The organism is Streptomyces roseoviridis, from assembly GCF_039535235.1.
Lineage (GTDB): Bacteria > Actinomycetota > Actinomycetes > Streptomycetales > Streptomycetaceae > Streptomyces > Streptomyces roseoviridis.
Genome location: NZ_BAAAWU010000001.1, coordinates 6,168,174 through 6,189,776, shown reverse-complemented (window position 1 = coordinate 6,189,776; position 21,603 = coordinate 6,168,174). Strand labels below are relative to the sequence as shown.

Annotated in this window: 20 protein-coding genes; 7 read left to right on the top strand and 13 right to left on the bottom strand. The window is 74.0% G+C overall.

Going from position 1 to position 21,603, the window contains the following annotated elements:
- Positions 1–180 precede the first annotated feature (180 nt).
- The 5 genes from ABD954_RS27960 to infC form a co-directional block, all read right to left on the bottom strand.
- Positions 181–1,530, bottom strand: coding sequence for a sensor histidine kinase (locus ABD954_RS27960; protein WP_345490121.1), 1,350 nt, complete (start codon positions 1,528–1,530; stop codon positions 181–183).
- An 81-nt stretch (positions 1,531–1,611) separates the two neighbouring features.
- Complete coding sequence (locus ABD954_RS27955) at positions 1,612–2,451, bottom strand: TrmH family RNA methyltransferase (protein WP_345490119.1); 840 nt, start codon at positions 2,449–2,451, stop codon at positions 1,612–1,614.
- Positions 2,452–2,598: 147 nt separating this feature from the next.
- Positions 2,599–2,985, bottom strand: a complete 387-nt coding sequence (gene rplT / locus ABD954_RS27950) for a 50S ribosomal protein L20 (RefSeq protein WP_345282361.1) — start codon at positions 2,983–2,985, stop codon at positions 2,599–2,601.
- A gap of 106 nt (positions 2,986–3,091) precedes the next feature.
- Positions 3,092–3,286 (bottom strand): 50S ribosomal protein L35, encoded by a 195-nt coding sequence (gene rpmI, locus ABD954_RS27945; RefSeq protein WP_041128339.1) that lies wholly within the window; start codon positions 3,284–3,286, stop codon positions 3,092–3,094.
- Positions 3,287–3,409: 123 nt separating this feature from the next.
- Entirely contained in the window at positions 3,410–4,108 is a 699-nt protein-coding gene (infC, locus tag ABD954_RS27940; RefSeq protein WP_345492518.1) for a translation initiation factor IF-3, read from the bottom strand.
- A 311-nt stretch (positions 4,109–4,419) separates the two neighbouring features.
- Between infC and ABD954_RS27935 the strand changes: the two genes are divergently transcribed.
- Complete coding sequence (locus ABD954_RS27935) at positions 4,420–4,806, top strand: DUF1844 domain-containing protein (protein ID WP_345490117.1); 387 nt, start codon at positions 4,420–4,422, stop codon at positions 4,804–4,806.
- A 45-nt stretch (positions 4,807–4,851) separates the two neighbouring features.
- On the opposite strand, the gene ABD954_RS27930 is transcribed toward ABD954_RS27935, so the two are convergent.
- The 3 genes from ABD954_RS27930 to ABD954_RS27920 are packed head-to-tail and all read right to left on the bottom strand — an operon-like array spanning position 4,852 to position 7,802.
- Positions 4,852–5,586: an SseB family protein gene (locus ABD954_RS27930; RefSeq protein WP_345490115.1), complete on the bottom strand. Its 735-nt coding sequence runs from the start codon at positions 5,584–5,586 to the stop codon at positions 4,852–4,854.
- A gap of 42 nt (positions 5,587–5,628) precedes the next feature.
- Positions 5,629–6,807: a type VII secretion-associated serine protease mycosin gene (gene mycP, locus ABD954_RS27925; protein WP_345490113.1), complete on the bottom strand. Its 1,179-nt coding sequence runs from the start codon at positions 6,805–6,807 to the stop codon at positions 5,629–5,631.
- Positions 6,804–7,802, bottom strand: coding sequence for a hypothetical protein (locus ABD954_RS27920; RefSeq protein ID WP_345490111.1), 999 nt, complete (start codon positions 7,800–7,802; stop codon positions 6,804–6,806). Before ABD954_RS27920 ends, mycP begins: the two co-directional genes overlap by 4 nt.
- Positions 7,803–8,494: 692 nt before the next feature.
- Here ABD954_RS27920 and ABD954_RS27915 point away from each other — a divergent pair.
- A complete protein-coding gene (locus tag ABD954_RS27915; protein ID WP_345490109.1) occupies positions 8,495–9,697 on the top strand; it encodes an amino acid deaminase/aldolase in 1,203 nt (400 codons plus the stop codon).
- Positions 9,698–9,743: 46 nt separating this feature from the next.
- Here the strand turns inward: ABD954_RS27915 and ABD954_RS27910 are convergent, their stop codons facing one another.
- The 4 genes from ABD954_RS27910 to ABD954_RS27895 all read right to left on the bottom strand — a co-directional run bounded on the left by ABD954_RS27910 (position 9,744) and on the right by ABD954_RS27895 (position 14,676).
- Positions 9,744–11,012 (bottom strand): haloacid dehalogenase-like hydrolase, encoded by a 1,269-nt coding sequence (locus ABD954_RS27910; RefSeq protein WP_345490107.1) that lies wholly within the window; start codon positions 11,010–11,012, stop codon positions 9,744–9,746.
- A 103-nt stretch (positions 11,013–11,115) separates the two neighbouring features.
- The gene (locus ABD954_RS27905) at positions 11,116–11,913 is read right to left on the bottom strand and encodes a 3-oxoacyl-ACP reductase (RefSeq protein ID WP_345490105.1); all 798 of its coding nucleotides are present in this window, start codon (positions 11,911–11,913) and stop codon (positions 11,116–11,118) included.
- Positions 11,914–11,918: 5 nt separating this feature from the next.
- Positions 11,919–13,301 carry an aldehyde dehydrogenase family protein gene (locus tag ABD954_RS27900; protein WP_345490103.1) on the bottom strand — a complete coding sequence of 461 codons (1,383 nt, stop codon included), beginning with the start codon at positions 13,299–13,301 and terminating at the stop codon, positions 11,919–11,921.
- Between the two features lie 10 nt (positions 13,302–13,311).
- Positions 13,312–14,676, bottom strand: a complete 1,365-nt coding sequence (locus tag ABD954_RS27895; protein ID WP_345490101.1) for a glutamine synthetase family protein — start codon at positions 14,674–14,676, stop codon at positions 13,312–13,314.
- A 78-nt stretch (positions 14,677–14,754) separates the two neighbouring features.
- Here ABD954_RS27895 and ABD954_RS27890 point away from each other — a divergent pair, with 78 nt between their 5' ends.
- The 3 genes from ABD954_RS27890 (at position 14,755) to ABD954_RS27880 (ending at position 17,774) form a co-directional block, all read left to right on the top strand.
- The gene (locus tag ABD954_RS27890; RefSeq protein WP_345490099.1) at positions 14,755–15,483 is read left to right on the top strand and encodes a FadR/GntR family transcriptional regulator; all 729 of its coding nucleotides are present in this window, start codon (positions 14,755–14,757) and stop codon (positions 15,481–15,483) included.
- A gap of 116 nt (positions 15,484–15,599) precedes the next feature.
- A complete protein-coding gene (gene eat / locus ABD954_RS27885; protein WP_345492516.1) occupies positions 15,600–17,048 on the top strand; it encodes an ethanolamine permease in 1,449 nt (482 codons plus the stop codon).
- 30 nt (positions 17,049–17,078) lie between these two features.
- A complete protein-coding gene (locus tag ABD954_RS27880) occupies positions 17,079–17,774 on the top strand; it encodes a gamma-glutamyl-gamma-aminobutyrate hydrolase family protein (protein WP_345490097.1) in 696 nt (231 codons plus the stop codon).
- Here ABD954_RS27880 and ABD954_RS27875 read toward each other — a convergent pair.
- Positions 17,749–19,170, bottom strand: a complete 1,422-nt coding sequence (locus ABD954_RS27875) for a purine-cytosine permease family protein (protein ID WP_345490095.1) — start codon at positions 19,168–19,170, stop codon at positions 17,749–17,751. The two genes, ABD954_RS27880 and ABD954_RS27875, sit on opposite strands and share 26 nt — an antisense overlap.
- Positions 19,171–19,240: 70 nt before the next feature.
- On the opposite strand from ABD954_RS27875, the gene ABD954_RS27870 reads away from it, so the two are divergent.
- Complete coding sequence (locus ABD954_RS27870; RefSeq protein ID WP_345490093.1) at positions 19,241–19,900, top strand: TetR/AcrR family transcriptional regulator; 660 nt, start codon at positions 19,241–19,243, stop codon at positions 19,898–19,900.
- Between the two features lie 37 nt (positions 19,901–19,937).
- Complete coding sequence (locus ABD954_RS27865; RefSeq protein ID WP_345490091.1) at positions 19,938–21,569, top strand: amidohydrolase; 1,632 nt, start codon at positions 19,938–19,940, stop codon at positions 21,567–21,569.
- Positions 21,570–21,603: the final 34 nt, after the last annotated feature.

Below are 21,603 nucleotides of genomic sequence, written 5' to 3'. Positions count from 1 at the left end.
TGCTTCCGTTGGCTGGCTGGGCGGCCCCGCTCGACGTCAAGGGCGCAAACGTGCCAAAGGACGAGTCTAACGGGGTGAGGGGACGCGATTGAGCCCGTGGGCGGCCCGGGCGGCTCCTGAGCTCGTATGTTCTCGCCTGGTGAGACGTCCGCGGGGACGCGGCGGGGTCTCGGCGAAGGCTCAGAGGAGGTGGGCCGGGGTGCCGACGGGCAGGATAAATCGGAACTCGGCGCCGCCACGGGGGCCGCGTCCGACGGTGATCGTGCCGCCGTGGGCCTCGACGACGCCCTTGACGATGTAGAGGCCGAGTCCGGTGCCGCCGCGCTTGCTGCCCCGCCAGAAGCGGGTGAACACGCGGCCCATCGACTCCTCGGGGATGCCGGGGCCTTCGTCGCTCACGGTGACCTCCGTCCCCTTCTCTCCGTCGGTGGTGGCCGTGGTGGGTGCCACCTCGATGGTGACGGTTCCCTCGCCGTGGCGCACCGCATTTTCGAGCAGGTTGCCGAGGATCTGGTCGATCTTGTCGGGATCGGCCCACAGGTCCGGCAGGTCGGGGTGGACGCGCACGAAGAAGCGGTCCGGGGACTGGCCGCCGGTGGTGTGGGCGTGCACGTGGCGGCCGACGGCGGCGGCGATGTCGACGGGCTGGCGGCGGACCTCCAGACGGCCGGAGTCGATCCGGGAGATGTCGAGGAGCTCGGCGATGAGCCGCTTGATGCGCCCCGCGTCGGCGTCGACGGTCTCCAGCATCAGCCGCTTCTGGTCGTCGGTGAACCGCTCCCACTTGTCGAGCAGGGTGGCCGTGAAGCCCTTGACGGAGGTGAGCGGCGAGCGGAGCTCGTGCGCGACGGTGGCGATGAGCTCGGCGTGGCTGCGTTCGGTGCGGCGGCGGGCCTCGGTGCCGCGCAGGGAGACGACGACCCGCCGGACGGGGCCGGTGGGGTGGGCGCGGACGTAGCGGACGGAGACGAGGACCTCGCGCCCGCCGGGCAGCAGCAGGTTCCGCTCGGGCTGGCCGCGCCGGGTGGCGAGCCCGCCGTACGGGTCGGTGAGCGCCCACCAGCGGTGCCCCTTGAGGTCTTCGAGCGGCAGCGCCTGGTCGAGGGGCCGGCCGAGTGCCGCGTCGCGGGGTACGGCGGTGATGCGGCTGGCGGCGGCGTTGAAGCAGACGACCAGGCCGTGCTCGTCGGCGACGACGAGCCCGTCGGGCAGGTCGTCGGGGTCGATGCCGAGGCCCGTGGAGGGTGCTGCGGCCGGGCCGTCGGAGGGGACCGCGGCGGCGCCTTCGGCGGCGGCAGCGCCCGGGGTCCGGGAGGCGACGGCGGCCGCGCCTTCGGCAGGGGCGGTGCCCCGGTCCTCGGAGGGGGCCCCGGTCCGGGCCGGCGGCGTCGGCGTCGGCGTCGGCGTCGGCGTCGGCGTCGGCGGGACGGTCTCAGGGGCGCGGGGCGGCGCGGGAGGCGGCTCCGGTGCGTGCGCCGGGGCGCGTCGTGCCTGTGCGGGACTGCCCGTTCCGGCCGTCGTTCCCGTCATCCCACCCCTCCGTGTACCGCAGTGGGCCCCAGTCCGTCACCCTACTAGGCGAGGGGCCCCGGTGGGGCCCGAGGGAGCCCCTCAGGAGGTGGTGCGGGGGCGCTGGGCGCGCGCGGAGGCGTACAGGCAGACGGCGGCCGCGGTCGCGAGGTTGAGGCTCTCGGCCTTGCCGTGGATGGGGACGCGGACGACGGCGTCGGCGAGGGCGCGGGTCTCCTCGGGCAGCCCCCACGCCTCGTTGCCGAAGACCCAGGCGGTGGGTCCGCCCATGGTGCCGGCGTCCAGCTCGTCGTCGAGGTCGTCCTCGCCCGCGCCGTCCGCGGCGAGGATCCGTACGCCGACGCTCTTGAGCCCGGCGACGGCCTGCTCGACCGGGACGCCGACGGCCACCGGGAGGTGGAAGAGGGAGCCGACGGAGGCGCGTACCGACTTGGGGTTGTACAGGTCCACGGAGGCGTCGGTGAGGATCACGGCGTCGGCACCGGCCGCGTCGGCGCAGCGGAGCACGGTGCCGGCGTTCCCGGGGTCGCGGACGTGGGCGAGGACGGCGACCAGCTTGGGCCGGGCGGCGAGGACGTCCTCGAAGGGCGAGTCCAGGAAGCGGCAGACGCCGACGAGTCCCTGCGGGGTGACGGTCTGGGAGACCTCGGCGAGGACGGCGTCGGAGGCGAGGTGGACGCGGGCCCCGGAGGCGCGGGCGGCGTCGACGATCCCGGCGTACCGCTCGGCGGCCTCGACGGTGGTGAACAGCTCGACGAGGGTCGGCTCACCGGTGCTTCCGCGGTGCTCGACGGCCTCGCGGACGGCCTGCGGGCCCTCGGCGATGAAGAGGCGGTCCTTGCCCCGGAAGTTGCGCTTGGCGAGCCGTCGGGCGGCGACGACGCGCGGCGAACGCGGGGAGATCAGCTCGGGGGTGGACATGTGCCTGCGGCTCTCTGACTCTGCTCGGCCCGACGGGGGTACGGCGGTGAAACGGCGGCGGAAGCGGAAGCGGAAACGGCGGTCAACGCGCCGGACCCGCAGGCGCGGGGCCTGCGGGTCCGGGCAGAAGTGCTGCGGCCTGGAAGATCAGGCGGCGGCCTTCGGGGCGTTGACGTCGGCCGGGAGGGCCTTCTGCGCGACCTCGACCAGCGCGGCGAACGCACCCGCGTCGTTGACGGCCAGCTCGGCGAGGATCTTGCGGTCCACCTCGATGTTGGCGGCCTTCAGACCCTGGATGAGGCGGTTGTACGTCATGCCGTTCAGGCGGGCAGCGGCGTTGATGCGCTGGATCCACAGCTGACGGAAGTCGCCCTTGCGCTTCTTGCGGTCGTTGTAGTTGTAGACCAGCGAGTGGGTGACCTGCTCCTTGGCCTTGCGGTACAGGCGCGAACGCTGACCGCGGTAGCCGGAGGCCTGCTCGAGGATCGCCCGGCGCTTCTTGTGGGCGTTGACTGCCCGCTTGACGCGTGCCACTTCTTAACTCCTTGTAGCGGGGTCGTGGTGGTCCTCACACGACCCGGAAATCGGATGGGTCCCGGTCTGTGCCGGATGCCCTCGTCGCCGAGGGCGGGAGATCAGGTCAGATGCCCAGCATCTTCTTGATCTTGGCGGAGTCACCCGGGGCCATCTCGGCGTTGCCGGTGAGGCGACGCGTGAGCTTGGACGACTTGTGCTCGAGCAGGTGGCGCTTGCCGGCGCGCTCGCGCAGGATCTTGCCGGAGCCGGTGACCTTGAAGCGCTTCTTGGCACCGGAGTGCGTCTTGTTCTTCGGCATAGCGCCGTTATCTCCTCGTCAGTGGCGCTCCCCCGGTGCGGGCACCGGACGACTGGGAGCGTCAGATCTTGTGTGGTGTTCCGGGGCGGAACCCTGGGGCTGCCCTGGGGCAGCCCCGCGGGATCACGCCTCGGGGTTCTCGGCCGACGCGTCGGCCGGAGCCTGCTCGGCCGGGGCCTGTTCGGCGGGCGCCTCGGACGAACCGCCCTGGCGCTCGGCCTTGCGCGCGGCCTGGGCCTCGCGGGCCTCGGCCATGGCCTCGGTCTTCTTCTTGTGCGGACCGAGAACCATGATCATGTTCCGGCCGTCCTGCTTCGGGTTGGACTCGATGAAGCCAAGCTCCTGAACGTCCTCCGCGAGGCGCTGCAGCAGTCGGTAGCCGAGCTCCGGCCGGGACTGCTCACGACCACGGAACATGATCGTGATCTTGACCTTGTCACCCTGCTTGAGGAACCGGACGACGTGACCCTTCTTGGTGTCATAGTCGTGCGGGTCGATCTTCGGCCGGAGCTTCATCTCCTTGATGACCGTGTGCGCCTGGTTCTTGCGCGCCTCACGGGCCTTCATGGCCGACTCGTACTTGAACTTCCCGTAGTCCATGAGCTTGCACACGGGCGGACGGGCGTTCGCCGCGACCTCAACCAGATCGAGGTCGTACTCCTGCGCGAGCTCCAGGGCCTTGGCAAGCGGGACGATGCCCACCTGCTCGCCGCTGGGGCCGACAAGACGCACCTCGGGAACGCGAATCCGCTCGTTGATGCGGGGCTCGGCGCTGATGGATCCTCCTCGGTAGCACCACGCGACCGCCTGGCGGACGGACACGTACACGGTAGAACTGTCGAGACCAACCGAGCGGCGCACGAAAAAATGCCCCGACGGGACACAGGCGGGGCTCCACGGAAAACCGGAGCACCGCCGCGGTCAACCGCGGGGCGCAACATCGGGCGGCTCCATCGTCCGTACGGAACGATGGTGACCACCTGACCGGTGACCCGCCGCCCGCGAGGGCGGCAAGGTGGGAAGTCGGAGCCTCCACTTGTGGGCCGGGCACATAGGTGTCCGGCCGGTCGTTACACAAGGTTAGCAGGACCCGCCGGTCGGCGCGAACCGTAGGTCCGCATATCGTGTGGGGCATGAGCGAGACGCCCCAGCACGAGTCCACGGACTCCTCCGCTTCCCAGGAAGCTCCCGACTTCGCCGCCATGACCCGCGACATCGCCGAGGTCCCGGCGGTCGAGGTGATCGTGACGGTCGCCGTCAACCTGATGAGCGCCGCCGCGGTGAAGCTCGGACTCACCGAGGAGGGCGACGAGCACAAGGACCTCGACGAGGCCCGCAAGCTGATCCACGCCCTGGCGGGCCTGCTCGACGGCGGCGCGACGGAGATCTCCTCCTTCCACGCGGCGCCGCTGCGGGACGGCCTGAAGTCCCTGCAGCTGGCCTTCCGCGAGGCCTCCGTCGTCCCGGACGAGCCGGGCCAGGGCCCGGGCGAGAAGTACACCGGCCCGGTGTACGGCTAGCCGGCCGCGGTACGGGGGGCGCCCACAGGACCGCCCCCCGTACCACTAGTTCTTGACGTAGAAGGGCTCGCCGGGAGGCGTGGCCGAGGCCGGCAGCAGTGCCAGGTCGAGGCCGCGCACCAGGCGGGCCCTCAGTGTTTCGTCGGCCGCGAGCCGCCGGGCCACCCGCTGGGCGGCCTCGGCGGGAGCGGCGTCCTCGGCGAGCACCAGGGCGAGGGTGCCGTCGGCGGCGCCGGGGCCCAGGTGGGCGCGCAGGACGGCCGGCTCGGCGGCGACCGCGCCGCGCACCGCGTCCCGTACCGCCGGGTCGTCCAGGGGGTCCGCACTGCTGCGGCCCTCGGCGAGCGCGAGCAGCGCGGAACCGGTGATCTGGTACGGCACCGGGCCGGCCAGGTCGAGGACGAGGGTGTCGGCCTTCTCGTGGACGAGGGCGGCGAGCGCCTGCCGCAGCGGGACGGCGACGGGCCGGGCGGCGGGGTCCCACAGGGCGAGCGACGCGATCGAGGTGAAGGCGGGCAGCGCGCGCCGGTCCCCGGCGGTCAGCGTGGGCACGGCCATGTCGCTGGTCTTCTCCTGGCGCAGGCCCGTGACGGGATCGACCTCGACCTCGCCGAGGACCGCGACGACGGGCACGAGCAGCCGGGCCTCCCGGAGGGCTTCGAGCACGGGCCCGTGCGCGGTGCGGTCCTCGGCCCACGCGGCGAGCGCCGCCGCGAGCCGCGGGTCGGCGGTGCCGTCGTCGTCGGAGAAACCGGGGTCGGGGATGTTCTTGAGCGCCACGCACCGAGCCTAACCGCCGGGCCTGGGGTCCTCGGACCTGGGTCAGCGCGGGTGGCCGCCGCGCCACAGAGCGACGGCGGCGGCGAGGAAGAGGACGCCGACGCCGCCCGCGAGGGGGGCGAGCAGGCCGATGGGGTGGGTCTCCTCGGGGGCGGGCCGGGGGCCGGGGCCGAAGTAGCGGGCGGTGTGGCCGGCGGCGACGGTCTTGAGGTCGGTGCCCTTCAGGCGGGCGCCCTCCTCGATGGCGGCGGCCGGGTCGACCGTCCCGTACCCCTTCTCGTCGCTGCGGCCGCCCTGGGGGCGGCTGCGGGCGGTGTCGATGAGGAGCCGTTTGATCTGGGCCGGCGTCAGGTCGGGGTGGGCGGCGCGGACCAGGGCGACGGCGCCGGAGACGAACGCGGCGGCGGCGCTCGTGCCCCAGCCCTCGTAGTAGCGGCGGTCCGGGTCGGCGATGACGATGTCGACGCCGGGGGCGCTGACCGTGGCGTACCAGCGGCTGGTGGAGAAGGACGCGCGGGTGCCCCAGCGGTCGACGGCCGTGACGGCGATGACACCGGGGTAGGCGGCCGGGAAGGAGATGTGGTCGCCCTTCTCGCCGCCGTTGCCGGCGGAGGCGACGACGGAGACGCCCTTGGCCAGGGCGTACTGCACGGCGGCGTCCTCGCCGGCGTCGGGGTGGGCGGACTCGGAGTCGTCGCCGAGGGAGAGGTTGATGACGTCGGCGCCGTGGTCGGTGGCCCACCGGATGCCCTCGGCGAGGGCGGTGCCGCGGGTCTTGCGGGCCTTGTCGCGGGCCTTGTCGGTGCCTTCGAGGATGACCCGCACGGGCAGGATCCGCACCTTCGGGGCGACGCCGAGGACGCCGTCCTGGCCGCCGGGTCCGTGGCCGTGTCCGGCGATGATGCCGGCCATCGCGGTGCCGTGGCGGGCCCAGGCGCGGTCGCCGCGGCCGGCACCGAAGCCGACGAGGTCGGTCCCGGGCAGCACGGAGCCGGCGAGGTCGGGGTGGGTGGCGTCGACGCCGGTGTCGAGGACGGCGACCGTGATGCCCTCGCCGCGGGTCGTCTGCCAGGCCCGGCTGGTGTGCAGGGCGTCGAGGCCCCACTGGCGGGCGCGGATGGTGTCGGCGTACGCGGGCGCGGTGGTCGCGGGCAGGACGGTGAAGGCGGCGGCGAGCAGCGCGGCGGCCGCGGCGCGGCGCCGCGGGCGGCGGGGCGTCACTCCTGGTCCTCCTTCAGGGTGGCGGCGACGGTCTTGCGCAGGGCGCGTTCGACGGCGCCGCCGACGCCCTTGGCCTCGTGGCCGAGGCCGGCCTGGGCGACGGGGGTGGTCCGCCTGGGGGTCATGGCGCGGTCGGCGGGTTCGGGCTCGGCGACGGCGCGGCCGTCGGCGAAGCCGGAGACGGCGGTGACGACGACGGGCAGGTCGGGCAGGACGTGCCGCCACCAGCTGGCCCGCTGCCGGTCGCCGAAGCCGGCGGCGACGGTGCCGGGGCCGGAGAGGGCGGGCGGGGGTTCGTCGGCGGCGCGGGAGCCGAGGGTGCCCATGGTGTCGGGGTCGGCGTGGGTGAAGACCAGGGCGACGGTGGTGACGTGGGAGGAGGTGGCGTCGGTGTAGGTGGCCCGCAGGACGCGCTCGCAGCCGATGCTCTTCAGGGCGGTGTGGAGGCCCTTGGGCAGGGTGGCCGCGGTGCAGGGCGCGTCGGGCGCGACGACGATCCGCGTCCACGTACGGGCGGAGCCGCCGGGCCCGGCGGCCGGGCCGGGGAGGGTGCGCGGGAAGAGGGTGTCGACGGGTGCGTTGTGCCAGAGCGCGCGGGCCGGGGTGTAGCCGGCCGGTTCGTCCGGCTCCCCGGCCCCGCTGCCGGCGAGGACCGCCCCGGTCACGGCGAAACCGACGAGCCCCAGGGCGAGCACCCCGCACACCGCGGCGGCCACGACCCGGGCGGGCTTGCGGTCGCGTACGGGGCGCAGCCGGGTGGTCGTCTCGGCGGGCGTCTCGGCGCCGAGCGCCCACGCGTCGTAGGGGTACCCGTGTGCGGGCCCGGCGGCCGGGGGCGGCACGGGCCGGGACAGGGGACCGCCGTCCCGTACGGGCCGGAGCCGGGTGGTGGTCTCGGCGGCCGTCTGGACGTGCCCCACGGCGCCCCTGGGCGGCTGCTCGGGCGGCAGCGGCTGCGCGGGACGGGAGGGCGGGGCGGCGGGAGTCGCCGGCACGGGGGCCGTAGGTGCGGCGGGCGCGGGGCGCGCGGGGGCCACGGGGGCGGCGGGAGTCGCCGGCACGGGGGCGGCGGGAGTCGCCGGCACGGGGGCCGTAGGTGCGGCGGGCGCGCGGCGCGTGGGGGCCACGGGGGCGGCGGGAGTCGCCGGCGCGGCGGGCGGCGACGCGGGGGCGGCGGGCGCGGGGCGCGCGGGGGCCGTCGGCGCGGAGGGGGCTGGGGCGGCGGACGCCGTCGGCGCGGGGCGCTCCTGGGGCAGGAGGGCCTCCGTGATGCGGGAGGCGCGGTGCTCCGCCCGGGGCGCGGGTGCGACCGGCTCGGGGGCGGGGACGCGGGGGGCGGTGCGGCCGGGCGGGACCGGGGATCCGGGGCGCGGGGCGGGAGTCGCCGGCGCCGAAGGAGCGGGCTGTGCCTGGCGCGGACCGGGAGGCGTGGCCGACGGGGAATCCGTCGGGGCCGGCCGGGTCCGGCGGGGGCCGGAGGCCGACGGGGGTCTGGGGTCGGACGGCAGCAGGGCCTCGGTGATGCGGGACGTGGGGTGTTGCGGCTCGGTGCTCATCCCCGTCCCCCTGGTCGATCTGCGAAAGCAATGGCCGCCACTCTACGGGCTGTTCCCGGTGGGGCGGGAACCCAGGGGCCGGGCCGATCAAGGGGCTACCCACGCGTAAACCTGTCTGGCAAGCTCGGGCCATGACTCCCCGTGCCGCCGACCGCGCCCGGTACGACCGGGCCACCGCCCAACTCGACGCGCCCGTCGCCGTCGTCGATCTGGAGGCCTTCGACGCCAACGCCGAGGATCTGGTGCGCAGGGCCGGTGGCAAGCCGGTCCGGGTCGCGAGCAAGTCGGTGCGGTGCCGGGCGCTGCTGGAACGCGTGCTGGCCCGGGACGGGTTCGCGGGTGTGATGTCGTTCACGCTGGCCGAGTCGCTGTGGCTGGCCAGGGCCGGGTTCGAGGACGTGCTGCTGGCCTACCCGTCCGCCGACCGGGCGGCCTTCGCGGAGCTCGCCGGGGACGCGAAGCTGGCCGCGGCGGTGACCGTGATGGTCGACGACGTGGCGCAGCTCGATCTGATCGAGGCGTCGCGGGCGGGCGGTGCGGAGGAGGTCCGGGTCTGTCTGGAGCTGGACACCTCGCTGCACCTGCTGGGCGGACGGGTGCGGATCGGGGCCCGGCGCTCGCCGCTGCGGGAGCCCGCGCAGCTGGCGGAGCTGGCCCGGTCGGTCGCGCGCCGGCCCGGTTTCCGGCTGGTGGGGCTGATGGCGTACGAGGGGCACGTGGCGGGTGTCGGGGACGCGGTCGCGGGCCGGCCGCTGCGCTCGCGGGCGGTCCGCCTGATGCAGGCGGCGGCCCGCAGGGAGCTGGCGGCGCGCCGGGCGGCGGTGGTCCGTGCGGTGCGGGCGGTGGCGCCGGACCTGGAGTTCGTCAACGGCGGCGGGACCGGCAGCGTGCAGCACACGGCGGCCGAGGACGCGGTGACGGAGATCGCGGCGGGGTCGGGGCTGTTCGTGCCGCGGCTGTTCGACAACTACACGTCCTTCACGGGCCGCCCGGCGGCGCTGTTCGCGCAGCCGGTGGTGCGCCGCCCGGGCGTGGGGGTGGTGACGGTCCTTGGCGGCGGCTACCCCGCCTCGGGCGTCGCCGGCCGGGACCGGCTCCCGGTGCCGTATCTGCCGGAGGGTCTGCGCTACGACCCGCAGGAGGGTCCGGGCGAGGTCCAGACGCCCCTGCTCGGCTCTCCCGCGGACGACCTGCGCATCGGCGACAAGGTGTGGTTCCGGCACGCGAAGGCCGGGGAGCTGTGCGAGCGCTTCGACACGCTGCACCTGGTGGAGGGCGACCGGGTCACGGCCGCCGTCCCGACGTACCGGGGCGAGGGCCGGACGTTCCTGTAGGGCTCGGGGAGGGGGCTCCTCGGGGGGCGCGGCGCTCCTCCGGGGCTCAGGGGGCTCCGTACACCGTGTCCCTCTGGTCCGGTACGACGCTGCCGTCGGCGCGCCGGACGGGCGCGGGGGTGCCGTCGGCGGCGGTGTAGCCGGTGGTGGCGCAGGGGTACGGGTCCGGCTTGCGCTGCTTCGGCTCGATGAACATGGGGTTGACGATCCAGCGGCCGTCGGCGTCGTCGTAGGCCCGGCACATGAGCTCGTTCTTGTTGCGGTTGACGACGAGCCGCAGGCCGGTGGCGTCGCGCAGGAAGGAGACGTCGGTGTCGGAGTCGCCGGCGGCGAGGACCTGGCGGCGGTGCGCGGGCTGGACGCGTTCGGCGGCGGGGCCGTGGACGCCGAGGATCTCCTGGTTGATCCAGCAGCGTTTGCCGTCGATGTAGGTGATCATCCGGTCCTCTCCGTCCGCCACCGTGCCGCAGCCCCGGAGGTGGGAGGTGAGGCGGCCGTGCTCGGTGGTGTTGCGGATGCCGATGGCGCGGGAGGCGGGGATGCCGATGCCCTCCGCCCAGACGTCGACGACGGGCTCGGGTGAGGCGGAGACGATCCACACGGCGAATCCGGCGTCCTCGAGGGCGCGGAGCAGGTCGCGCTGCTGGTCGTAGTGGCGGATCCAGCCGGTGACCCGGGAGCTGCCGACCCGCTGGGTGGCGCCCTGCGGGGCGGCGAGGTTCTCCGCGCGGGCGGCGGTGGCGAAGGACCGGACCTGGCCGGGGGTCCAGCCGTGCAGGAGCTGGGCGAGCCAGGCGTACTGGGGGTCCATGCGGCGGTGGTCGTGGCCGGCGAAGGCGGTCGCGCCGGCGGTGGTGGCGCCGGTCGCGTACACGGCGAGGAGTTCGTCGGCGCAGCGCGTGTCGGTGGCGGTGGGCAGCGTGCGGGTGCCGGTGGGGCAGGCGTTTCGCAGCGCGGTGGCGGCATCGGGGGTGAGGTGGCGGCTGGTGGTGGTCCAGTCGCCGTTCCTCGGCGGCCGGACGCGGTCGTGGCGCAGGAGCCAGAAGAAGGTGGCGTCGCCGACGTCGTTCTTGATGACGGTGTTGTCCCAGTCGAAGATGGCGAGGGGTTTGTCGCCCCGGGGGGTCTTCTTTCGGCAGTGGTCGGCGATGAGGCGTTCGAGGCGGGCCTTGTTGTCGCCGTGCCAGCCGTCGGCGGTGGTGAGGGCGGGGCAGTCGGCGGGCCGGTCGGGCGCGGCCTGGGCACCGGTGGTGGGCAGGAGTGCGGTCGCGGCGAGGGCGAGGGCGGCGGCCCCGGCCCTGAGGGTCTGGTGCACGGGCGTTCTCCTGTCAGTACGCACGGCAGCCGGGCGCCTTGCGACGCCCGGCTGCGCGGGGTGGGGGTGTGGGGGTGGGGAGGGGTGGCGGCGGTGGGGAGGTCTAGAGGGGGGTCACGTACGCGCCGGAGATGCCGCCGTCGACGAGGAAGTCGGTGGCGTTGACGAACGAGGAGTCGTCGCTGGCGAGGAAGGCGACCGCGGCGGCGATCTCCTCGGCCTCGGCGAACCGGCCGACCGGAATGTGCACCAGGCGGCGCGCGGCGCGCTCGGGGTCCTTGGCGAAGAGCTCCTGGAGCAGGGGGGTGTTGACGGGGCCGGGGCAGAGGGCGTTGACGCGGATGCCCTCGCGGGCGAACTGGACGCCGAGTTCGCGGGACATGGCGAGCACGCCGCCCTTGGAGGCGGTGTACGAGATCTGGCTGGTGGCGGCGCCCATGATCGCGACGAAGGAGGCGGTGTTGATGATGGAGCCCCGGCCCTGGCGGCGCATGTACGGCAGGGCGGCCTTGCAGCACAGGTAGACGGAGGTCAGGTTGACGTCCTGGACGCGCTTCCACGCCTCCAGTCCGGTCTCCAGGATGGAGTCGTCGTCGGGGGGCGAGATGCCGGCGTTGTTGAAGGCGATGTCGACGGAGCCGTAGGTGTCGAAGGCGACCTTGAAGAGGTTCTCCACCTCCTCGGGGTCGGTGACGTCGACCTTGACGAAGGTGCCGCCGACCTCTTCGGCGGCGGCCTTGCCGGCCTGCTCGTCGATGTCGCCGCAGACGACGTGCGCGCCCTCGGAGGCGAGGCGGCGGGCGGCGGCGAGGCCGATGCCGCTGCCGGCGCCGGTGATGACGGCGGTGCGGCCGACGAGCCGGCGGCAGATGGTCTCTTCGGTGCTCTCGGTGTCGGTCATGGTGCTCAGGCCTCCGTGCTGATGAAGACGTTCTTGGTTTCGGTGAAGGCGGTCAGGGCGTCGGGGCCCAGTTCCCGGCCGAGGCCGGACTGGCCGAAGCCGCCGAAGGGGGTCCAGTAGCGGACGCTGGAGTGGGAGTTGACGGAGAGGTTGCCGGCCCGGACGGCGCGGGAGGCGCGCAGGGCGCGGCCGACGTCCCGGGTCCAGATGGAGCCGGACAGGCCGTACGGGGTGGCGTTGGCGAGCCGGATCGCGTCGGCCTCGTCCTCGAAGGGCAGGACGACGGCGACGGGGCCGAAGACCTCCTCGACGGCGCAGGGGGCGTCCTCGGGGAGGCCGGTGAGGAGGGTGGGCGGGAACCAGAAGCCGGGGCCTTCGGGGGCCTTGCCGCGGACGGCTTCGGCGCCGGGGGCGTTCTCGGTGGCGCCGGTGACGTAGGAGCGGACGCGGTCGAGCTGGGCGCGGGAGATGAGGGGGCCCATCTGGGTGCGCTCGTCGAGCGGGTCGCCGACGACGATCTCCTCGACGGCGGGGGTGAGGAGTGCCAGGAAGCGGTCGTAGACCTCGCGCTGGACGAGGATCCGGGTGCGGGCGCAGCAGTCCTGGCCGCTGTTGTCGAGGAAGGCCATGGGGGCGGCGGCGGCCGCGGCCGCGAGGTCGGCGTCGGCGAAGACGATGTTGGGGCTCTTGCCGCCGAGTTCGAGGGTGACGCGCTTCACCTGGTCGGCGGCCTTCGCCATGATCTGCTTGCCGACCCGGGTGGAGCCGGTGAAGACGATCTTGGCGATGCCGGGGTGTTCGACGAGGGCGTTGCCGGCGACCGGGCCCTCGCCGGGGAGGACCTGGAAGAGGTGCTCGGGCAGGCCGGACTCCAGGGCGAGTTCGGCGAGGCGGAGCGCGGTGAGCGGGGTGGTCTCGGCGGGCTTGAGGAGGACGGCGTTGCCGGCGGCGAGGGCGGGGGCGGTGGCCCATGCGGCGATCGGCATGGGGAAGTTCCAGGGGGCGATGACGCCGATGACGCCGAGGGGTTCGAGGAGGGTGACGTCGAGGCCGCCGGGGACGGGGATCTGGCGGCCGTTGAGGCGTTCCGCTCCCCCGGCCGCGTAGTCGAGCAGGTCGCGGACGTTGCCGGCTTCCCAGCGGGCGTTGCCGAGGGTGTGGCCGGCCTCGCGGACTTCGAGGAGGGCGAGTTCCTCGATGTGGGCGTCGACGGTGGCGGCGAAGCGGCGCAGGACGCGGGCGCGGTCGGCCGGCGCGGCGGCGGCCCAGGCGCGCTGCGCCTCGGTCGCCCGCAGGACGGCGGCGTCGACGTCGGCCGGGGTGGCGGCGGGGACGGTGGCGACGAGCTCCTCGGTCGCCGGGTTCAGGACGTGCAGTTCGTGCGGCAAGGGTCGTTCCTCACATGCGTTCGAAGGAGCGGCGCAGTTCCCAGTCGGTGACGGCGGCGTCGTAGGCGTCGAGTTCGACGCGGGCCATGTTGCGGTAGTGGGCGACGACCTCGGGGCCGAAGGCGGCCTTGGCGATCTCGCTGTTCTCCCAGAGCTCGGCGGCTTCGCGCAGATTGGTGGGCACGTGCTCGTATCCGCCGGTGTAGGCGTTGCCGGTGCAGGCGGGCGGGAGTTCGAGGCCCTGTTCGAGGCCGTGGAGGCCGGCGGCGACGAGGGCGGCGACGGCGAGGTAGGGGTTGACGTCGCCGCCGGGGAGGCGGTTCTCGAAGCGGGTGGAGCGGCCGTGGCCGACGATCCGCAGGGCGCAGGTGCGGTTGTCGTGGCCCCAGGCGACGGCGGTGGGGGCGAAGGAGCCCGGCTGGAACCGCTTGTAGGAGTTGACGTTCGGGGCGTAGAGGAGGGAGAAGTCGCGCAGGGCGGCGAGCTGTCCGGCCAGGAAGTGCCGCATGACGTCGGACATGCCGTCGGGTCCGTCCCCCGCCATGACGTTACGGCCGTCGGCGTCCTGGAGGGAGAGGTGGATGTGGCAGGAGTTGCCCTCGCGCTCGTTGTACTTGGCCATGAAGGTGAGCGAGCAGCCCTCCTGGGCGGCGATCTCCTTGGCTCCGGTCTTGTAGACGGCGTGCTGGTCGCAGGTGACGAGGGCTTCGTCGTACTTGAAGGCGATCTCGTGCTGGCCGGGGTTGCACTCGCCCTTGGCGGACTCGACGGTGAGTCCTGCGGCGGTCATCTCGTTGCGGATGCGGCGCAGCAGGGGCTCGATCCGCCCGGTGCCCAGGATGGAGTAGTCGATGTTGTACTGGTTGGCGGGGGTCAGACCGCGGTAGTTCGCGTCCCACGCCTGCTCGTAGGTGTCCTTGAAGACGATGAACTCGAGCTCGGTGCCGACGTGGGCGGTGAAGCCGTGGGCGGCGAGCCGGTCGAGCTGGCGGCGGAGGATCTGGCGCGGGGCGGCGACGACGGGGCTGCCGTCGCTCCAGGCGAGGTCGGCCATCACCATGGCGGTGGCCTCGTTCCAGGGGACGCGGCGCAGGGTGGAGAGGTCGGGGCGCATGGCGAAGTCGCCGTAGCCGCGGTCCCAGGAGGACATCTCGTAGCCGTCGACGGTGTTCATCTCGGCGTCGACGGCCAGAAGATAGTTGCAGCCCTCGGTGCCGTGGTCGAGGACGTCGCTCAGGAAGAACGGTGCGGCGAACCGCTTGCCCTGGAGCCGTCCCTGCATGTCGGGGAAGGCCAGGACGACGGTGTCGATCTCGCCGTTCGCGACGAGCGAGCGGAGCTCGTCGACGGCGAGCGGGGGTGTGCGGTCTGCCACGGGATGACTCCTCCTTCGGGCTGCCGGGAGCCATAAGGTATTGCTCAGAACCATTGCTTGGGAAGGGGAAACGGCGAGGTGGCCAGTACGGGTGGATCGGCGGACCGGCTGACGTCCGTGCTGCGGCCGGTGCGCGCGGGCAACGGTTTCGAGGAGGCCCTGGAGCAGATCCTGCAGGTCGTGCGCCTGGGGCTGGTGCCGGGCGGGGAGCGGCTGCCGGCCGAGCGGGAGCTCGCGGACCGGATGGGGATCAGCCGGGTCACGCTGCGCGAGGTCCTGAAGGTGCTCCAGGAGCAGGGCCTGGTGGAGAGCCGGCGGGGCCGGTACGGCGGAACGTTCGTGCTGCGGCGCGCGCAGACGGCCGACGAGGCGGAGCTGCGCCGCCGGATCGCCGCCGTCGACATGGAGGACACGCTGCGCTTCCGCGAGGTCCTGGAGGTGGGCGCGGCCGGGCTGTGCGCGGCGCACGGCCTGACCGAGGGGGGTGCCGAGCGGCTGCGCGCGGCCCTCGCGGCGACCCATGACGCACCGCTCGGCGACTACCGGCGGCAGGACACGCTGCTGCACCTCACCCTCGCCGAGCTGTCCGGTTCGCCGACGCTGACGGCGCAGTACGCGGCGGTCCGGGCGACCGTCAACGACCTGCTGGACTGCATCCCCCTGCTGGTGCGCAACCTGGAGCACTCGCAGCACCAGCACACGGCCCTGGTGGAGGCGGTGCTCGACGGGGACGCGGACGCGGCGCGCGAGGTGATGCGGGAGCACTGCGCGGGGACGGCGGCGCTGCTGCGCGGCTTTCTGACCTGAGCGGCGCCCCGGCCGCGTAACCGGAACGTAACGCAGGGGTCTTGCGCCGTCCGCCCCGACGGCGCAAAGGTATGGCACCAATCCATTGGGCCCGTTCCGGGGAGCTGACCGCCGCCATGACGCTGGAAGACACCTCAGGCACCACAGCAAGCAAGGCCGCGCCCGACGACTACCTTCAGCGCCGCACCCTGCGCCGCGGCAGCGCGGGCTGGCTGCTGCTGACCGGTCTCGGGGTGGCGTACGTCGTCTCGGGCGACTTCTCCGGCTGGAACATCGGACTGTCCAAGGGCGGCTTCGGCGGTCTCGCCGTCGCGACCGTGCTCATGGGCGCCATGTACGCCTGTCTGGTGTTCGCGCTCGCCGAGCTGTCCGCGATCCTGCCCACGGCCGGCGGCGGCTACGGCTTCGCCCGGCGGGCGCTCGGCACCTGGGGCGGCTTCCTGACCGGGACGGCGATCCTCATCGAGTACGTCCTCGCGCCCGCCGCCATCTCCATCTTCATCGGCGACTACGTGGAGTCCCTCGGGCTGTTCGGCCTGGAGTCGGGCTGGCCCGTCTACCTGGTCTGCTTCGCCCTGTTCATCGGCATCCACCTGTGGGGCGTGGGCGAGGCGCTGCGCTTCAGCCTGATCGTCACCGCCGTCGCGGTGGCCGCGCTGCTGGTCTTCGCCCTCGGCGCGCTGAGCGACTTCCACGTGTCCGGCCTCGACGACATCCCCGCCGACCCGGAGGCGACCGGCTCCAGCTCCTGGCTGCCGTTCGGCCTGCTCGGCATCTGGGCCGCGTTCCCCTTCGGCATGTGGTTCTTCCTGGGTGTCGAGGGCGTGCCGCTCGCCGCCGAGGAGGCCAAGGACCCGGTGCGCTCGATGCCGAGGGCGCTCGCCCTGTCGATGGGCGTCCTCGTGGTCCTCGCGCTGATCACCTTCCTCGCGGCGACCGGGGCCCGCGGCTCGGCCGCCATCCAGGAGGCCGGCAATCCGCTGGTGGTGGCGCTCCAGGGCGACGGGGAGCCGACCGCGCTCAGCCGCTTCGTGAACTACGCGGGGCTCGCGGGCCTGGTCGCGTCCTTCTTCTCCCTCATCTACGCGGGCTCCCGCCAGCTCTTCGCGCTGTCCCGGGCCGGCTACCTGCCCCGCTTCCTCTCCCTGACCAGCCGCCGCAAGTCGCCCTACCTGGGGCTGCTCATTCCCGGCGCGCTCGGTTTCGCGCTCGCCGCGGGGACCGGGGACGGGGCGCGGATGCTGAACATCGCGGTGTTCGGCGCGACCATCTCGTACGCCCTGATGGCGCTCTCGCACATCGTGCTGCGCCGCCGCGAGCCCGGCCTGCACCGCCCGTACCGCACCCCGGGCGGTGTGCTGACCTCATCGGTCGCCTTCGTGCTGGCCCTCGCCGCCCTGGTGGCGACCTTCCTGGTCGACAAGGACGCGGCGTTCATCGCGCTCGCCGTGTACGTGATCGCCCTCGCCTACTTCGCGTTCTACAGTCGCCACCACCTGGTGGCGAAGGCACCCGAGGAGGAGTTCGCGGCGCTCGCCGCGGCCGAGGCCGAACTCGAACGCTGACCGACGCACGATCCCTTGAAGGAGTCTTCCGTGTCCAAGCCGCTCATCGGCGTCACGACCTATCTCGACCAGGCCCGCTGGGGCGTGTGGGACCTGCCGGCGGCGCTGCTCCCGGCCGCGTACCCCCGCCTGATCCAGCGCGGCGGCGGGCTCGCGGCGATGCTGCCGCCGGACGATCCGTCCGCGGCGGCGCAGACGGTGGACCGCCTGGACGCCCTGGTGGTGGCGGGCGGCGCGGACGTGGAACCGGTGCGGTACGGGGCCGAGCCCGACCCCCGTACGGGGCCGCCCGCCCGGGAGCGGGACGGCTGGGAACTGGCCCTGATCGACGCGGCCCTGGCCGCCGGCATCCCGCTGCTCGGCATCTGCCGGGGCATGCAGCTGCTCAACGTGGCGCTCGGCGGCACCCTCGTGCAGCACCTGGACGGCCACACGGAGGCGGTCGGCGTGATCGGCCGCCATCCGGTGTCACCGGTCCCGGGAACCCGCTACGCCGCGCTGGTCCCGGAGCCGGCTTCCGTCCCCACCTACCACCACCAGTGCGTGGACATCCTCGGCAAGAACCTGATCGCCTCGGCCCATGCCGGGGACGGCACGGTCGAGGCGATCGAGCTGCCCTCCCCCGCCTGGGTGCTGGGCGTCCAGTGGCACCCGGAGATGGGCGAGGACCTGCGGGTGGTGCGGGGGCTCGTGGCGGCGGCTAGCGGGCGAGCCGCCCGCGCATGAGGACGGCGTAGAGCACCCCGGCGACGGCCATCCCCACCGGCAGGGCGAGGTCGATGCCGCCGAGGGCGCGGGCGACGGGCCCGGTGTACGCGGTGTTCACGCACAGCGCCGCGACGCCGGCCCCGCCGAGCACCCCGGCCGCGCCGGCCGGGTTGACCCCGCCCGCGTACCAGAAGGAGCCGGCCCGGGTCTCGTCCATCAGGGCGGGCCCGTCGTAGCGGTTGCGGCGCAGCAGGATGTCGACCGCGTACACGGTCATGGCCGGGCCCAGCAGGACGACGGTCAGCTGCAGCACGTTGCTGACGGTGTCCAGGAAGTTGGAGACGAGCAGCGCGTACAGGGTCAGGGCGACCGCCACCGCGCCGTCGACCAGGACGCTGCGGGAGCGCCGGATGCGCAGGCCCACGGCCTGGAGGGCGAGCCCGGCGCTGTAGGCGGTCATGGCGTTGATGGCGATGGTGCCGAGCACGAGGGCGAGCAGGAAGACGGGCGCGAACCAGCCCGGCAGCAGCGACTCCAGGGCGGCCTGGGGGTCGGTCATGTCGACGACGGTCGCGGCGAGGGCGCCGAGCGTGCACACCGCGACGCTCGGCAGGAAGCCTCCGAGGGCGGTCCACCCCATGACCGCCTTCGCCGAGGAGGTCCGCGGCAGATAGCGGGAGAAGTCCGCGCTGGTGGTGTACGAGAGCGGGCCGGCCGCGATCAGCGTCACCCCGGCGATCAGCGTGGCCCACAGGTCGGCGCCGCGCAGTGGGGCGTCCGGCGCGTAGCCGAAGTCGGCGTGCAGCAGCACCGCGTAGGCCACGGCGCCGAAGACGGCCGTCAGGGCGATGGTGAGGGGCAGGTAGAGCCGGACGATGAGCCCGTGCCCGTAGACGCCGATGGTCAGGGTGACCCCGGCGATCACGAGGACCACCACGATCTTGACGCCCGTGGAGGCGTCGATCCCGGCCTTCCCCGCCAGGGCGAACGCGGCCCCGGCGGCCGCGGCCAGGTTGAGCGCGAAGTAGCAGACGGAGATGGCCCAGCCGGTGACGGCGTTGTTCACGCGGTTGCCGCGCACGCCGTAGACGGCCCGGGTGATCACCTCGCTGGGCGCTCCCGCGGCGGGTCCCGAGATCGCGAGCACACCGGTGAGCAGCCAGAACAGGTTGCCGACGACGATCACCGCGAACGCCTGGACGAGGCTCAGGCCCATGAGGACAAGGGCGCCGCCGATGACGAGGCTCAGGTAGTTGACGTTGGCGGCGGCCCAGACGGAGAAGAGCTCGCCGGGCCGTCCGTGCCGCTCGCCGTCCGGGATGTGGTCGATGCCGTGGGACTCGATCCGCGTGGCGCGACCGGTGACGGCAGCCTCCGTGGACCGGGGGCTCGGATCGGGAAACGTGGCAGCCATACGGCCCTCCGGAGAGCGTGTCGTGCACACCTGGTTGCTTATTGGTCGCACACTCAATAGCATCCCCGGTATGTCGTCAAGCGTCCCGCGCAAACGCGTTCGAAAGTCCCCCGAGGCCCGGCGCGCGGAGATCGTCGACGCGGCCGCGTCCGTCGCCCTCACCGAGGGCCTGGAGTGCGTGACCCTGCGCCGGATCGCCGAGGAGCTCGATGTGCGCCCCGGTCTGATCAGCCACTACTTCCCCTCCGCGGAGGAGCTGGTGGCCGAGGCATTCGCCGTCGCCGCCACGGGTGAGCTCGACTCGCTGCTCCCCGCCGACCGGCCCGACGGCACGCCCACCCAGTACCTCGCCCGCTACTTCGCGCTCTCCTCCGGAGACGCCTACGACGACATCAGCCGCCTCTGGATCAACGCCCGCCACCTCAGCCGCTACCGGCCGGTCCTGCGCGACCGGGTCCGCGCGATGGAGCTCGCCTCCGACGACCGCCTCGAAGGTGTCATCCGCGACGGCGTCGCCCGCGGGGAGTTCCGCACGGAGGACCCCCATGCGACGGCGATCATGATCCTGGTCGTCCTGGACGGCCTCGCCGCCCACGCCAACACCGACCGGAGCTACCGCCCGGAGGCGGTGCTGCGGATGGCCGTCACCACCACGGAACGCGAACTCGGCCTGGCGCCGGGCACCCTGACCCGCGAGGCGGACGCGCTCCCCGCCACCCTGCCCCACTGACCTCCGTCACCCGCCTCCTCCTCGCCCTGGAGCCCCTGTGCGCACCCGCCTCGTCCTGTCCTCCGCCCGGCTGCTCGACCCCGGCACCGGCTCCTTCCTGCCGGAGACCGCGCTCGCCGTCGCCGAGAGCGGACGGATCGCCGCGCTCGGCGACGACCGGGAGATGCGCGCCCTCGCCGGCCCGGCGACCGAGGTCGTCGACCTGAAGGGGGCGGTGGTCACCGCGGGCCTGGTCGACGGTCACCTCCACCCCGTCACGGGCGCCGACCTCACCCACGGGCTCGACCTGTCGCAGTGCGCCGACCTGGCGGACGTACGGGACGCGCTCTCCCGCGAGGTCGGCCGCCTCGGCCGCGGGGACTGGCTCTTCGCCTGGGGTCTCGACCCGAACGTCTTCGGCGACGAACCCGTCGGCATCGCCCCCTTCGACACCGTCCTCGCCGGCGTGCCCGCCTTCCTGCTGCTCTTCGACGCCCACTCCGCCCTCGCCAGCCGCCGCGCCCTGGAGATCGCCGGTGTCGACGGGCCGCGCCGCTTCGACCAGGCGTCCGCGGAGGTGGTGTGCGACGAGCACGGCCGGCCGACCGGTCTCCTCCAGGAGGACGCGGCCTGCGAACTGGTCGAACGGGTCGCCCCGCGGCCGACCCACGCCGAGCGCCGCGACCGCCTCGCGGCCGCCCTGCGCTCGATGGCTGCGGCGGGCCTGACCGGCGGCCACGTCATGGACGCGAACGGCGCGAGCCTCGCCCTCCTCGCCGAACTCGACGCGGCCGGCGAGCTCCCCCTCCGCCTGCGCGTCGCCCCCTGGTGCCAGCCCGGCACGGACGCCGACGGCGTACGCGAACTGATCGCCGTGCAGGGCACGGGCGGCGGGCTCTGGCGCGTGGACGGCGTGAAGCTCTTCATGGACGGCACGATCGACAACGGCACCGCGTGGCTGGAACGCCCCGACTGCCACGGCGAGTCGACGCACGCGTTCTGGCCCGATCCGGCCGCCTACACCGCCGTCATCGGCGAACTGCACCGCGCCGGGACCCCCACCGCCACCCACGCCATCGGCGACGCCGCCGTACGCCACGCCCTCGACGCCGTACAGAAGGCGCAGGCCCACGCGGGCCGCCCGGTCCGCCACCGCGTCGAGCACATCGAGACCGTCCCGGACGACACCCTGCACCGCTTCGCCGAACTGGGCGTCGTCGCCTCGATGCAGCCCACCCACTGCTGCGACTTCACCCGGGCCGACCACACCGACAACTGGTCCCGCCGGCTGGGCGAGGAGCGCGCCTCCCGGGCGTGGCGCTGCCGCGACCTGTGGGACTCGGGGGCGACCGTCGTCCTGGGCTCCGACTGGCCGATCGCCCCCTTCCCGCCCCTCACCGTCATGGCGGGCGCCCGCCACCGCCGCCCGACCCGCGACCTCAGCCGCCCTCCGCACGCCCCGGAGCAGGCGCTGACGGCGCTGGAGGCGCTGCGCGGCATGACGGTCAACGCGGCCTTTGCCGCCCGCGAGGAGCACGAGGCGGGCCGCATCGCCCTCGGCCACCGCGCCGACCTCACGGTCCTGGCGGACGACCCGCTGACCACCCCGGCAGCCGACCTCCCGCAGCTCCCGGTCCTCCTGACCGCCGTCGACGGCAAGGTGACCTTCCGCGACGTGACGACGGCCTGAGCGGACGCCCACCGGGCGGGAACGGGCGCCGGGC

Excerpts from the sequence above, each read along its gene's own strand:
- ABD954_RS27905 (WP_345490105.1), bottom strand. The coding sequence starts at position 11,913 with ATGACCGACACCGAGAGCACCGAAGAGACCATCTGCCGCCGGCTCGTC.
- ABD954_RS27960 (WP_345490121.1), bottom strand. The coding sequence starts at position 1,530 with ATGACGGGAACGACGGCCGGAACGGGCAGTCCCGCACAGGCACGACGC.
- eat (WP_345492516.1), top strand. The coding sequence starts at position 15,600 with ATGACGCTGGAAGACACCTCAGGCACCACAGCAAGCAAGGCCGCGCCC.
- ABD954_RS27955 (WP_345490119.1), bottom strand. The coding sequence starts at position 2,451 with ATGTCCACCCCCGAGCTGATCTCCCCGCGTTCGCCGCGCGTCGTCGCC.
- rpmI (WP_041128339.1), bottom strand. The coding sequence starts at position 3,286 with ATGCCGAAGAACAAGACGCACTCCGGTGCCAAGAAGCGCTTCAAGGTC.
- ABD954_RS27870 (WP_345490093.1), top strand. The coding sequence starts at position 19,241 with ATGTCGTCAAGCGTCCCGCGCAAACGCGTTCGAAAGTCCCCCGAGGCC.
- ABD954_RS27935 (WP_345490117.1), top strand. The coding sequence starts at position 4,420 with ATGAGCGAGACGCCCCAGCACGAGTCCACGGACTCCTCCGCTTCCCAG.
- ABD954_RS27875 (WP_345490095.1), bottom strand. The coding sequence starts at position 19,170 with ATGGCTGCCACGTTTCCCGATCCGAGCCCCCGGTCCACGGAGGCTGCC.
- ABD954_RS27915 (WP_345490109.1), top strand. The coding sequence starts at position 8,495 with ATGACTCCCCGTGCCGCCGACCGCGCCCGGTACGACCGGGCCACCGCC.